Here is a 12,506-nt window from a genome sequence, read left to right as displayed (position 1 = left end):
CGACGCCGGGCGTCGCAGACGTCCACCACCACCGACGCGCGACCGCTCGCGGTGGCTCGCCGTGTCCGCGCGGGACGTCGGGCTCCATGGCCAGAGCGTACGCATCCATCCACGGCTCCGACGCGCGCGCAACCCCTCTGGCTGCTCGACGCGACCGGCTGGTACCCTGGAGGACGGCACAGTGAGGTGTCTCCCAGGTGCGACCTGGGTGAACGTCAGGGGAACAGGCCATGATCGGGCCGTCCCGCACCACCGCATTGGAGAAGGCAATGACCACGCAGATCGTGATCCTGGCAGCCGGCATGGGCTCGCGCCTGGGCCGTTCGCTGCCCAAGAGCCTGACGGTGCTGAACGACGGCCGCACCATCATGCAGCAGCAGGTGGAGAACATCCACGCCGCCTTCGACGACGCGCGCATCACGACCGTCGTGGGCTACAAGGCCGACCACATCATCGACGCGTTCCCCGAGAACACGTACGTCTACAACGACGAGTACGACGTGACCAACACGTCGAAGTCGCTCCTGCGCGCGCTGCGCGCGTCGAAGCCGGGCGGCGTCCTGTGGATGAACGGCGACGTCGTCTTCCACCCCTCGCTCCTGGCACGCGTCGCCGAGCGGGTCGCCGCCGACCAGTCGACGGTCGCCGTCGACACCTCGAAGGTCTCCGACGAGGAGGTCAAGTACACCCTCGACGCGCGTGGCGACATCGCGGAGCTGTCGAAGACCGTGAAGGGCGGCCTCGGCGAGGCCATCGGCATCAACTTCATCTCGTCGACCGACAAGGCCACGCTCATCCGCCACCTGCAGCGCTGCGACGCGCAGGACTACTTCGAGCGTGGCATCGAGACCGCGATCGCCGAGTCCGGCATCCGGGTGCAGCCGCTCGACATCTCGGACCTGTTCGCGGTGGAGGTCGACTTCGCCGAGGACCTCGACCGAGCGAACCTCTACGTCTGATCGCACTCGACGCCGGTCGCCTCGTGGCGACCGGCGTCGCTGCGTGTCCGGCGACCTAGGATGACGAGGGTGACCGCCCCGACGCACGCTCGCGACTCCTGGTCGCCCGCTCGTCGCTATCGGCACAGCCTGTGGCTGCTCACGTCCCGCGACCTTCGGGTGCGGTACTCCACGTCGTTCCTCGGCTACCTCTGGTCGGTGCTCGATCCGCTCGCGATGAGCGCGATCTACTACTTCGTCTTCACCGTCGTCTTCCAGCGCGACGTCGGCTACGAGCCGTACATCGTGTTCCTGCTGAGCGGTCTGCTGCCGTGGATGTGGATGAGCGGCGCCGTGTCGGACTCGACGCGCGCCTTCATCAAGGAGGCCCGGCTCATCCGCTCAACGAAGGTGCCGCCGACGATCTGGGTCGCGCGACTGACGCTCGCGAAGGGCATCGAGTTCGTCGCGTCGTTGCCCGTGCTCGCCCTGTTCGCGGTGATCGCGGGCGCGACGCTCGGCTGGGACCTCGTGCACGTGGGCTGGGAGATCGTGCTCTTCCCCCTCGGCATCGTGCTGCAGGCGGCGCTCGTGCTCGGCATCGGCCTCATCGTCGCGCCGCTCACGGTCTTCTTCCGCGACCTCGAGCGCGCCGTCAAGCTCGTGCTGCGGTTCGCGTTCTACGCGACGCCCATCATCTACGACCTCGGCGACCTGCCCGCGAGCCTGCAGACGCTCGGCGCCCTCAACCCGCTCGCCGGCATCCTGTCGATCTACCGCTCGACGTTCTTCCCGGAGGCGCTCGACTGGACGGCCGTCGGCATCTCCGCCGGCATCACCGCGCTCGTGCTGCTCGTCGGCATCCTCGTCTTCCGCCGCAGCATCGGCGCCGTGCTGAAGGAGGTGTGATGGCCGCCGTCATCGAGGCGTCGAGCCTCGGCATCCGCTTCAAGCGCACGCGCTCGTCGCGCCGCTCCTTCAAGGACCTCTTCGCCGGGGGCGCCAGGCGCACGCGGCCGGGTGAGTTCTGGGCGCTGCGCGACGTGTCCTTCCGCGTGGAGGCGGGCGAGGCGATCGGCGTCGTCGGCCGCAACGGCCAGGGCAAGTCGACGCTGCTGAAGCTCGTCGCGGGCGTCGTCCTGCCCGACGAGGGCTCGGTGGCGGTGCACGGCGGCGTCGCCCCGCTCATCGAGATCACGGGAGGCTTCGTCGCCGACCTCACGGTGCGCGACAACGTCTACCTGACCGCGGGGCTGCACGGGATGACGAAGGCCGAGATCGATGCCGCCTTCGACGAGATCATCGGCTTCGCGGGCATCGAGGACTTCGTCGGCACGCCGTACAAGCACCTCTCGAGCGGCATGAAGGTGCGGCTCGCGTTCTCCGTCGTGTCGCGGCTCGACGAGCCGATCCTGCTCGTCGACGAGGTGCTCGCCGTGGGCGACAAGGCGTTCCGCGAGCAGTGCTACCAGCGCATCGAGGCGATGCTGGCCGAGGGCCGCACGCTCTTCCTCGTCTCGCACAACGAACGTGATCTCAAGCGCTTCTGCACCAGGGGCCTCTACCTCGACAAGGGCTCGCTCGTCATGGACGGTCCCATCGAGGATGTGCTGGAGCGATACGGACGAGACCACGGGGGGAAGGCATGAGCGACGCACGCCGGGAGCCGCAGATCCAGCAGGACATGGGCTGGCTCGTGAAGACGATCGACGCGGTGGTGCAGAAGCAGCGACCGCTCGTCGTGAACCATCTGCGCGAGGTGCGCAGGAAGAATCCGCAGCTCACGCCCGAGCAGCTCATCGCGCGGCTCGAGAAGCAGTACCTCGCCGCCGTGTCGACGTCGGGCGCCGCCGTCGGCGCGACCGCCGTGGCACCGGGCGTCGGCACCGCGGCATCCCTCGGCCTCACGGTCGCCGAGACCGTCGCGTTCCTCGAGGCGAGCGCCTTCTTCGCGCAGGCCGTCACCGAGGTGCACGGCCTGCACGTGCAGGATCCCGAGCGCGCGAAGGCGCTCGTGATGTCGCTCATGCTCGGCTCGGAGGGCTCGTCGCTCGTGCGGCGCGTCACCGAGCAGTCGCTCGGCCGCGGCGCGGGCGGCGACGCGTTCTGGGGCCAGCTCATCACGACGACGCTGCCGTCGGGCTTCGTGGCGAACACGATCGTCGACTACCTGAAGCGCGCGTTCCTCAAGCGCATGACGGCGCAGACGGGTCGCTCGATGCTCGGCCGCGCGCTGCCGTTCGGCATCGGCGCGGTCGTGGGCGGCGTCGGCAACCACATCCTCGGCCGCCACATCGTGCGCAACGCGCGCGACGCCTTCGGGCCGCCGCCGGCGTGGTTCGACCCCGACCTCGAGCCGCTGCCGAAGGCGCAGCGGCCCAAGCGGCTGAAGCCGGGGTCGGCGAGCGAGCGCATCCAGCACGGGTACGAGGCGAACCGGAGGCCGGGCTTCGGCGGACGCGCGCTCGATCGGCTGCGGCGTCGCGGCGACGACGAGGCGCCCGGCGCGGACTCGGACGCTCCTCCGACGTCCTAGGGCGTCGGGCCGTCGTCCTCCGGCGCGTCGTCGTCGACCTCGACCTCGAACGCATCGGTGCGGTGCCGCTCGGCGTGCTCCGCCCAGATCGCGAGCAGCCGTTCGATCGCCGCGTGGAAGCGGGCGGTGGCGCTGCCGTGGGAGGTGTCGCCGAAGTAGTGCGTGCTCCAGCGCTCGAGGCGCTCGAGGGCCTCGGCGTCCTCCGCGACGCGATCGATCTCGGCGAGCGGATCGGCGATGCCGGCCTCGAGCCACTCGCAGGCGCCGAGGTAGCCGCGCTCGTCGACGTCCGCCTCCGCGGAGACCGGACGCGTGATGAGGATGGGGCGGCCGACCGCGAGGCGGTCGTAGACCATGGCGGAGACGTCGGTGATCGCGACGTCGGCGTCGGCGAGCTGCCAGCCGAGCTGCGGGCCGTCGTCGTGCACGTGCTGCGCCGCGGGGTCGCGACGGTTCGCGGCGGCGATCATCGCGACGATGCGCTCGTGCGCCGCGCGGTAGCCCGCGTCGAGCACGCCCGAGCGCGGATGCGGCCGGTACACGAGGCGGTGCCGGTCGCTCGCGAGCACCGCCTCCGCCAGGTCGACGCCGTGCGAGGCGATCGAGCCGTAGGCGGCGGCGGGGCGGTCGCCCTCCCACGTCGGCGCGTAGAGCACGACGCGGCGCCCGTCGGCCGGATACGGCACGGGACCGGCGAAGTGATCGGCCTGCGGCCTGCCGATCTCGAGCGTGCGCCGCTCGAGGTCGTAGTCCCACAGTCGCGCCCCGAGCCGGTCGCGCGCCGCCTGCCCGGCGACGAGCGCGTAGTCGTACGCCTTGAACTGGTTCGTGGTCATGTACATCTTGTCGGACTCGCCGTGGTTGATGAACACGTGCCACATGCGCCCGTAGCGCATCATCTGGAAGTTCTTGGCGTTCTGGTTCACGTACAGCACGAGCCGCGGTCCGCGGTGCTCGAGGAACGCCTCGATGTCGGCGACCTGCGTCACCGAGAACACCGGCAGGTCGGTCTCCTGCCACAGCTGCAGCGCGGCGCCCGGGCTGCGGGCGAGGATGCCGACGGGATGCGTGCGCGCGAGCTCGGCGAGCGGCGCGTACCACTGGCGCAGCTGGTAGAGGTTCACCGGCCCGTCCGCGTAGTAGACGACGATCTCGACGTCGCGCGGATGCACGGTCTCGTGGCGAGCGCGGACCCGGGCGACCTCCGCGCGGTTGCGTCGCGAACGCAGCCCGTTCCGAAGCAGTCGGCGGGCGGCGGCGAGGTCGCGTCGCAGCGGCATGGTCTCCAGCCTACGAGAGCGGCGCGTGCGGCTCGGCACCGGGGACCTCTGCCATGCTGGCTCGGTGACTGGAGAGCGTGCGTGGCCGGGCGTCTCGTACGTGATGCCCGTGCTCAACGAGGCGCGCTACCTCGCCGCGGCGGTCGAGACGGTCATGGCGCAGGACTACCCCGGCGAGCGCGAGCTCGTGCTCGCCCTCGGTCCCTCGAGCGACGGCACCGACGCGGTCGCCGAGCGCCTCGCCGCCGAGGATCCTCGCATCCGGCTCGTGCCGAACCCCGGCATGGACATCCCGATCGGCCTCAACCTCGCGATCGCCGCGAGCCGGCACGACGTCGTGATGCGCGTCGACGCGCACACGCAGATCCCGACCGAATACACGCGCATCGCCGTGCGCGCCCTCGAGGAGTCGGGAGCGGCGAACGTCGGCGGCCTCATGCTCGCGACGGGCGAGACCCCGCTGCAGCGCGCCGTCGCGCGCGGCTACCGGTCGCGCATCGGGCTCGGCGGCGGCTCGTACCACGTCGGCGGCGAGGCGGGACCGACGGAGTCCGCCTACCTCGGGGTCTTCCGCCGCGATGCGCTCGAGGCCGTCGGCGGGTACGACGAGACGCTGCGGCGCGGCGAGGACTGGGAGCTCAACTACCGCCTGCGGCAGGCGGGGCATCTCGTGTGGTTCGACCCCGCGCTGCAGGTGACGTACTGGCCCCGCGAGACGTGGGCGAAGCTCGCCAGGCAGTTCCACTCGACCGGGGTGTGGCGCGGCGAGCTCGTGCGACGGATCGGCGCGAGCAACGGCGTGCGGTTCTTCGTGCCGCCTGCGCTCGTGGTCGCCGTGGCGCTGTCCGTGCTCGTCGGCCTCGCGACCGCGATCGTCGCGCTCGTCGCCGCGGTGCCGGCGTGGCTGGCGGTCGTCGCGACGCTGCTCGGCCTCGCGCCGCTCGCGTACCTGCTGCTGCTCGCGCTCGCGGTCGTGACGACGCCAGGATCGCTCGGCGATCGGCTGCGGTTCGCGGGCGTGATCGCCGTCATGCACCTCGCCTGGGGCACCGGCTTCCTGCAGGGCGTCGTGCGCGGCGCCGGCACGAATCGTGACACGTCGCGCAGCGAGGGCGGGCCGACGCGCTAGAGGATGCCCTCGTCGAGCATCCTGCGCACGACGCGCTCCCCCGCGTGCCCGTCGTCGAGCGGAGCGAAGCGCTCGTGCCAGGCCGCGCGACGCTCGTCCCAACCGTCCCCGGGCCCCGCGGCGAGCACGGCGTCGACGAGGTCGTCGAGCGTGCGCGCGAAGGGGCCGGGCGCCGCCTCGGCCAGGTCGAACGTGAAGCCGCGCAGGCGATCGCGGTAGTCGTCGAGGTCGGGCACGGCGAAGACGGTCGGCAGCTCGATGGCCGCGGCGTCGAACATGACCGACGAGTAGTCGGTGACGAGCACGTCGGCCGCGGCGAGCAGCTCGGCGACGTCGGGGTAGGTCGTGGCGTCGACGACCCCCTCGCTGGAGAGGTCGAGTCCCCCGCCCGTGCGGGACCTCGCGTGGCCGCGCACGACGACCCGCCAGCCCTCGCCGAGCCGAGCCGCGAGCGCCGCGACGTCGACGTGGTCGACCTCGGCGACGCGGTCGTCGCGCCAGGTGGGCGCGTAGAGCGCGACGCGCGCGTGGCGAGGCACGCCGAGCCGCGCGCGGATGCCGTCGCGGTCGCCGGCGCGCACGGCGTCGCCGCGCGGGTAGCCGAGCTGCCACACGGGCCCCCGGAACGCGTAGGCGGCGCGCAGGTGCTCGGCGGCGAAGGCGTTCTGCGCGAGCAGCACGTCCCATCGACGCCCCTCGAGCACGGAGGCGACGCGGGTGCGCAGGCTCTGCCCGTCGCGCTCGAGCGCGAGTCGCTTGAGCGGCGTGCCGTGCCAGGTCTGCACGACCCGCTGATGCCGCATCCGGCGATGCCGCTTCCGCAGCCAGTCGTTGACGACGAGCGCACGCGCGCCGCCGCGCAGCCGCCACCAGGCCTCGGTGCCCTCGACGACGCGCACGGCGCCCTCCGGGATCGGCACGGAGCCGTCGACGGTGGACCAGGCGCGCGCGACGTCGGGCGCGATGGCCGCGAGGGCGCGATCGATGCCGGCCGGATTGCACGCGGCGGCCGTGCCGTAGAACGCCTCGAGCATCACGGCGCGCTGCGGCCGAGGGCTGCCGAGGTGGCGGCGCTGCATCGCGCGCTGCGCGCCAGGGGCGCGCTCGGCGTCGGTGAGGGGCGGCGCGAGCACGATGGCGATCGACGCCTCGCGCGCCTCGATCGCGATGCGCGCGTCGAGCGCGAGCTCGGTCCGCGGCAGGGTCGTCGGCGGCGCGAGCGCGATGCGAGCGCCCGCGTCGTCGAGCAGCTCGACGACGTACGCGTCGCTCGGCAGCACGAGCCGCGGGCCGCCCCAGCGCGAGCGCGTGAGCGGCAGCGACGCCTCGAGCCCGTCGCCCGCAGCCAGCTCGCCGGCGATGGTCTCGCGCCCGCTGCGCAGCCGCACCGCTGCCGGCCGGGTCGCGCCCGGATCGATCCGCAGGCGCATCCGCTCGCCCTCGCGCCACACGGCGCGCACGGAGGCGGGCGCCTGCGGCTCGGCGGGCGCCTCGCTGAGCCCGCGGCCGGCGTCGATCGCCCGCAGCACGCGCTGGGTCGAGCCGCCGAACGCCGTCACGTGGTCGGCGACGAGTCGTCGGGCGTGCGCGAGCCGCTCGTCGCGCGCCGGCCCGGGCTCGGCGACCTCGCTCGCCCACGCGAGCAGCCCGTCCCACGTCCGCGCGTGCCGACCGCCCGAGAACGTGGCGTAGAGGTCGTAGAGCCCGCGCGACGCGGCGTACGACGCGAGGTCGGGCGCGAGCAGCAGCGTGGGGATCGCGAGCGTCGCGGCGTCGTAGGCGATCGACGAGAAGTCGGTCACGAGCAGGTCGACGCCGGGCAGCGCGGGCGTCACGTCGGCGAGGAGGTCGTGGCCCAGCAGCCCGATGCGCTCGCTCGCCGCGGCGCCGGCGGCGTAGTCGCCGAGGCCGTGGGGATGCGAGCGCACCACGAGGCGCGCGTCGTGCGCGTCGAGCCACGCGGCGATCCGTCGCCACTCGTCGGCGGTCGGCACGGCGGGATCCGCGGCGCCGTCGCGCCACGTCGGCGCGTAGAGCACCGTCGCGCGGCCGCGCGCTCCCGAGCGGTCGAGCAGCGCCGCCGCGGCCGCGCGCGCCGCGGGCTCGTCGCCGCGTGCGAGCACGTCGACGCGCGCGTCGCCGAGCACGCGCACGACGTCGTCGCCGATCCCGAGCGCCGAGCGCATGCGGCTCGCGGCGCGCTCCGAGGCGACCGGGAGCAGGCGGATGCGCGACGCCGAGCGCCGATGCGCCTCGCGCAGCAGCCGCCGCACGGGGGCGACGTCGGGCACACCCGCGATGCGCAGCCAGCCCGGCGCGTCCCGATGCAGGTGCTTGAGCGGGATGCCGTGCCAGAGGTGCACGACGAACGCACCGTGCACGCCCGCGCGCGACACGTCGCCGAAGCCGTGCGTCACGACCACGACGCCGGCCCGCAGCGTCGCGACGAACGCGCGCCAGCCGCGCGCGCTGGCGAGCCCGTGCGCGGCGGCGTCGGCGACCTCGCGGTCGCTGCGCGCGATCCACACGACCTCGTCGCCGCGCGCCTGCGCGGCGAGCGCGAGCGGCAGCGCCCCTTCGCCGACGCCCGAGCCGCAGCCCACGACCCAGCGGCGACGGTCGCGCGGGACGACGAGCGACGCCGCTGCGCCGAGCGCGACGGCCGGCAGGGCGAGCAGCGTGCGCAGGGTGCGCCGCGAGACCTGGAGTGCGATGCCGCCAGCATACGAGGACGCGGCGCGGCATCGCCTCGAAGCGATGCCGCGCCGCGTCTCGTGTCGTCGTCAGAGCGTGCCGAGCGTGACCGACACGTCCTGCTCGGAGCCGCCGCGAAGGATCGTGAGCGTGACGGTCGAGCCGCCGGCCTCGGCGCGGATCTGCGCCGTGAGGTCGGTCGCGCTGCCGACGGGGGTGCCGTCGACGGCGGTCACGACGTCGCCCGACTGGAGGCCGGCCGCCGCCGCGGGGCCGCCCGCGGTGATGTCCGCGAGCTGCGCTCCCGTGCGACCGACGCTCGCGTCCGTCACGTCGGAGACCGACGCGCCCAGGAGGCCGTGCGTCGCCGTGCCCGTCGCGACGATCTCGTCGACGACGCGCTGCACGAGCGAGCCCTCGATCGCGAAGCCGATGCCGATGGAGCCGGCCTGCGACGACGAGTCGGAGGATCCCATCGAGGCGATCGCGACGTTGACGCCCATGAGCTGGCCGGCCGCGTTCAGCAGCGCGCCACCGGAGTTGCCTGGGTTGATCGACGCGTCGGTCTGGATGACGGGGATCGAGATCGTCTCCTGCGCCGCCTGCGTGCCCTGCTGGCTCCAGAAGCCGAACGGCGACTGCTGCGCCTGCGGCGACTGCTGCTGGTCGGTCGCGCTCGACGAGATCTGCAGGCCGCGGTTCACGGCCGACACGATGCCGTCGGTGACGGAGTTCGACAGCCCGAGCGGCGCGCCGATCGCGATCGCCGTGTCGCCGACGGCGACCGAGCTCGAGTCCGCGAACGTGATGACCGGCAGGTCGGCGTCGACGCGGAGCACTGCGAGGTCGACGGTCGGGTCGGTGCCGACGACGGTCGCGTCCAGCAGCCGCCCGTCGCTCGTCTCGACCGTGATGGTCGCGTCCGAGGCCTGGCCGTCGAGCGTGACGACGTGGTTGTTCGTGACGATGATGCCGCCCGCCCCGACGACGACGCCCGATCCCGTGCCCGAGCCGGCCGACGACGTCGCCTGGACGGTCACGACCGAGGGCGAGGCCTGCTGCGCGACGTCGGCGATCGTCGTGGGGTCCGTGGCGCTCGCACCGGTGATCGTCGCCTCGCTCGTGGCCGACGTCGACGAGCCGCCCTGCTGCGCCACGAGCGTCGCCGCCGTCGCGCCGGCCGCGCCGCCGAGCACCGTGCCGCCGAGCAGGCCCGCGAGGGCGAGCATCGCGACGGGGCGCGAGCGTCGACGCCGCGGCTCGGGCGCGGCCGCGGCGCCGAAGCCCGCACCGGGCCCGGACGGCGTGCCGGGGGCGTGCGCGTACGATCCGGGCGCCTGCTGGTGCAGCGACGACGCGGCGGGCTGCTGCCACGTCGATGCCGGCGGCGCTGCGTGGTGCTGCGGGCCACCGTGGTGCTCGGGCGTCGCGGCGGCGCGGTGCCACAGGCGCGGGTGGTGCTCGGCGGCCTGCGCCTGCGCCGGGTCCTGCTGCTGCGGCGCCGACGGCGCCCGATGCCACAGGTGGGGCCGGTGCCCGTGCTCGGGGCTCGACGGCGCCGCCGGTGCGGCGGCCGCGTCGGCGTCCGTGGCGGACTGCTGCTCGTGCGCCATCGGCGGCGGCGGCACCTCGCGCGAGGGCTGCCCCCAGGCGGCGTCCTGCTGCGGCTCGTGCGGCCAGCCGGTCGCGTGGTCCTGCGGCTCCTGGCCGCGCTCCTCGTTCGTCATGACCACCATGGGACGCCTCCCACCAGTGCGATCCCTATGCGTCGTCCATGCCGCGGATTCGGTTCCTGGGCGCGCGCTGCACGTCGACTACCGTGGGGGCATGAGCGATGCACCGTGGCAGCGGACGGCGGCGGCGGCCGGGCTCCTGGGCAGGGACGGGACGCTCGCGTCGACGATCTTCGCAGAGATGACCGCCCTCGCCACGCGCACGGGCGCCGTCAACCTGGGGCAGGGCTTCCCCGACTTCGACGGCCCCGCGGTCGTGCTCGAGGCGGCGCAGCGCGCCATCCGCGACGGCGTCAACCAGTACGGCCCCGGCCGCGGTCACCCCGACCTGCTCGAAGCCGTCGCCGAGCATCATCGCCGCTGGTACGGCCTCGGCACGACGACCGCCGAGGTGCTCGTGACCGCCGGCGCGACGGAGGCGCTCGCCGCCACGATGCTCGCCTACCTCGAGCCGGGCGACGAGGTGGTCGTCTTCGAGCCCTACTACGACGCGTACGCGGCGGTCGCGGGCCTCGCGGGGGCGCGCATCGTGCCCATCCCGCTCACGCCGCCGACGTTCGAGCCCGACCTCGAGCGCATCGAGCGCGCCTTCACGTCGCGCACGCGCATGGTGATCGTGAACTCGCCGCACAACCCGACGGGCATCGTCTTCGACGAGGACGTGCTGCGCGAGATCGTGCGCTGCGCCGAGCGCCGCGACGCCCTCATCGTCACCGACGAGGTGTACGAGCACCTCGTCTACGACGGACGGCACGTGCCCATCGCATCCATCGACGGCGCCCGCGATCGGCTCGTGTCGATCGGCTCCGGTGGCAAGACGTTCTCGACGACCGGCTGGAAGGTCGGCTGGCTCGTGTCGACGCCCGAGCGCGTCACGCAGATCGTCTCGGTGAAGCAGTACCTGACGTTCGTGAACGGCGCGCCGTTCCAGCCTGCGATCGCCGCAGGGCTGCGCATGGACGACGAGGCCTTCGACACCCTCGCGGCCACGTTCGCCCGCAAGCGCGACCTGCTCACCCGCGGGCTGCGCTCGGTCGGGTTCACGGTGCCGGATGCGCAGGCGGGCTACTTCGTGCTCGCCGCCGGCTCCGACCTCGGGTTCGCCGACGCCACCGACCTCGCCAGGCGCCTGCCGGAGCTCGCGGGCGTCGTCGGCGTGCCGCTCGCACCCTTCGCCCGCGCCTCCCGGCGCGACCTGCGGCCCTGGATGCGGTTCGCGTTCTGCAAGCGCGACGAGGTGCTGCGCGACGCGGTCGACCGGCTCGGCGCGCTGCGCGGGCTCGCGGAGGCGACGCCCGCCTGACGCGGCAGCTCGCGCTTCAGCCGCCGACGACGCGATGGCGGCGGTTCGCGAGCGACGGGTTGCGCTCGCGCACGCTCGCCGTGCGCGCGGGATCGATGGGCGCGAGCGCGATGCCCTCGGCCTCGCCGAGCTGTGCGAGCGCGACGCCCATGGGGTCGACGACGAGCGAGCGTCCCGCGCCGATCGGCGGCGCGTGGTCGGCCGCGACGACGTGGACGGTGCTCTCGATCGCACGCGCCGTGACGAGCGTGACCCAGTGGTGCTCCTTGAGCGGACCGCGCACCCACTCGGCCGGCACGACGAGCACGTCGGCGCCCGCATCCACGAGCAGGCGCGACTGCTCGGGGAACCGCACGTCGTAGCAGGTCTGGATGCCGATGCCGTGGCCGTCGACGTCGATCACGGGCCGCTGGGCGGGGTCGCCGGGCGTGAGCCAGTCGGACTCCCGCGCGCCGAACGCGTCGTAGAGGTGCACCTTGCGGTACGCGGCGAGCAGTCGCTCGCCGTCGACGGCGACGACGGTGTTCGCGACGCGCGTGCCGTGGTCGATGCGCTCGACCAGCCCGGCGACGACCACGGCACCTGCCGCGGCCGCAGCCTGCTGCAGCGTCGCCACGAACGGGCCGTCGAGCGGCTCGGCGACCGTCGGCGCGAGCGCGGCCATGTCGGCGGCGAACGCCTGCGAGTACTCCGGCAGCACGACGAGGCGCGCGCCGCGCTGCGCGGCAGCGGCCACGAGCCGCGTCACCGCCGCACGGTTCTCGGCGGGGTCGGCGCCCGGCGCCCACTGGACGGCGGCGGCGAGGAGGGTCGACGGCGTGGCCATGCGCCCCAGCCTATGCAGCGGCCTCGGGCCGCAGGCACGAGAGGATGAGCGCGAACCGAACGAAGGG

10 protein-coding genes are annotated in these 12,506 nt (G+C 73.8%); 6 read left to right on the top strand and 4 right to left on the bottom strand.

What is annotated here, in order from left to right:
* Window positions 1-269: 269 nt before the first annotated feature.
* From C1N71_RS05090 to C1N71_RS05075, 4 genes are read left to right on the top strand one after another with little or no spacing between them, the layout of a single operon-like run.
* Window positions 270-959 (top strand): phosphocholine cytidylyltransferase family protein, encoded by a 690-nt coding sequence (locus C1N71_RS05090; protein ID WP_137755423.1) that lies wholly within the window; start codon window positions 270-272, stop codon window positions 957-959.
* A gap of 60 nt (window positions 960-1,019) precedes the next feature.
* The gene (locus tag C1N71_RS05085) at window positions 1,020-1,847 is read left to right on the top strand and encodes an ABC transporter permease (protein ID WP_137755422.1); all 828 of its coding nucleotides are present in this window, start codon (window positions 1,020-1,022) and stop codon (window positions 1,845-1,847) included.
* Window positions 1,847-2,587, top strand: a complete 741-nt coding sequence (locus C1N71_RS05080) for an ABC transporter ATP-binding protein (RefSeq protein WP_137755421.1) — start codon at window positions 1,847-1,849, stop codon at window positions 2,585-2,587. Before C1N71_RS05085 ends, C1N71_RS05080 begins: the two co-directional genes overlap by 1 nt.
* Window positions 2,584-3,474 carry a hypothetical protein gene (locus tag C1N71_RS05075; RefSeq protein WP_137755420.1) on the top strand — a complete coding sequence of 297 codons (891 nt, stop codon included), beginning with the start codon at window positions 2,584-2,586 and terminating at the stop codon, window positions 3,472-3,474. The genes C1N71_RS05080 and C1N71_RS05075 overlap by 4 nt, the downstream gene beginning before the upstream one ends.
* Here the strand turns inward: C1N71_RS05075 and C1N71_RS05070 are convergent.
* Window positions 3,471-4,754: a CDP-glycerol glycerophosphotransferase family protein gene (locus C1N71_RS05070; RefSeq protein ID WP_137755419.1), complete on the bottom strand. Its 1,284-nt coding sequence runs from the start codon at window positions 4,752-4,754 to the stop codon at window positions 3,471-3,473. The genes C1N71_RS05075 and C1N71_RS05070 overlap by 4 nt on opposite strands.
* A 64-nt stretch (window positions 4,755-4,818) precedes the next feature.
* Here C1N71_RS05070 and C1N71_RS05065 point away from each other — a divergent pair, with 64 nt between their 5' ends.
* Complete coding sequence (locus C1N71_RS05065; RefSeq protein WP_368074140.1) at window positions 4,819-5,883, top strand: glycosyltransferase family 2 protein; 1,065 nt, start codon at window positions 4,819-4,821, stop codon at window positions 5,881-5,883.
* On the opposite strand, the gene C1N71_RS05060 is transcribed toward C1N71_RS05065, so the two are convergent.
* On the bottom strand, window positions 5,880-8,486 hold the full coding sequence (locus C1N71_RS05060; protein ID WP_137755417.1) for a CDP-glycerol glycerophosphotransferase family protein: 2,607 nt from the start codon (window positions 8,484-8,486) through the stop codon (window positions 5,880-5,882). The genes C1N71_RS05065 and C1N71_RS05060 overlap by 4 nt on opposite strands.
* Window positions 8,487-8,666: 180 nt before the next feature.
* Window positions 8,667-10,304: a S1C family serine protease gene (locus tag C1N71_RS05055; RefSeq protein WP_254678106.1), complete on the bottom strand. Its 1,638-nt coding sequence runs from the start codon at window positions 10,302-10,304 to the stop codon at window positions 8,667-8,669.
* A gap of 100 nt (window positions 10,305-10,404) precedes the next feature.
* Here C1N71_RS05055 and C1N71_RS05050 point away from each other — a divergent pair, with 100 nt between their 5' ends.
* The gene (locus C1N71_RS05050) at window positions 10,405-11,613 is read left to right on the top strand and encodes an aminotransferase class I/II-fold pyridoxal phosphate-dependent enzyme (RefSeq protein ID WP_137755416.1); all 1,209 of its coding nucleotides are present in this window, start codon (window positions 10,405-10,407) and stop codon (window positions 11,611-11,613) included.
* A gap of 16 nt (window positions 11,614-11,629) precedes the next feature.
* Here C1N71_RS05050 and C1N71_RS05045 read toward each other — a convergent pair whose 3' ends face one another.
* Window positions 11,630-12,439 carry a carbon-nitrogen hydrolase family protein gene (locus tag C1N71_RS05045; RefSeq protein ID WP_137755415.1) on the bottom strand — a complete coding sequence of 270 codons (810 nt, stop codon included), beginning with the start codon at window positions 12,437-12,439 and terminating at the stop codon, window positions 11,630-11,632.
* Window positions 12,440-12,506: the final 67 nt, after the last annotated feature.

The organism is Agrococcus sp. SGAir0287, from assembly GCF_005484985.1.
Lineage (GTDB): Bacteria > Actinomycetota > Actinomycetes > Actinomycetales > Microbacteriaceae > Agrococcus.
Note: the sequence above shows the minus strand (reverse complement) of the source record. Positions and strands in the feature narration are given on the sequence as shown.

Bases quoted from the DNA above. Each gene is read 5' to 3' on its own strand.
- C1N71_RS05090 (WP_137755423.1), top strand. From the start codon at position 270: ATGACCACGCAGATCGTGATCCTGGCAGCCGGCATGGGCTCGCGCCTG.
- C1N71_RS05085 (WP_137755422.1), top strand. From the start codon at position 1,020: ATGACGAGGGTGACCGCCCCGACGCACGCTCGCGACTCCTGGTCGCCC.
- C1N71_RS05080 (WP_137755421.1), top strand. From the start codon at position 1,847: ATGGCCGCCGTCATCGAGGCGTCGAGCCTCGGCATCCGCTTCAAGCGC.
- C1N71_RS05075 (WP_137755420.1), top strand. From the start codon at position 2,584: ATGAGCGACGCACGCCGGGAGCCGCAGATCCAGCAGGACATGGGCTGG.
- C1N71_RS05070 (WP_137755419.1), bottom strand. From the start codon at position 4,754: ATGCCGCTGCGACGCGACCTCGCCGCCGCCCGCCGACTGCTTCGGAAC.
- C1N71_RS05055 (WP_254678106.1), bottom strand. From the start codon at position 10,304: ATGACGAACGAGGAGCGCGGCCAGGAGCCGCAGGACCACGCGACCGGC.
- C1N71_RS05050 (WP_137755416.1), top strand. From the start codon at position 10,405: ATGAGCGATGCACCGTGGCAGCGGACGGCGGCGGCGGCCGGGCTCCTG.
- C1N71_RS05045 (WP_137755415.1), bottom strand. From the start codon at position 12,439: ATGGCCACGCCGTCGACCCTCCTCGCCGCCGCCGTCCAGTGGGCGCCG.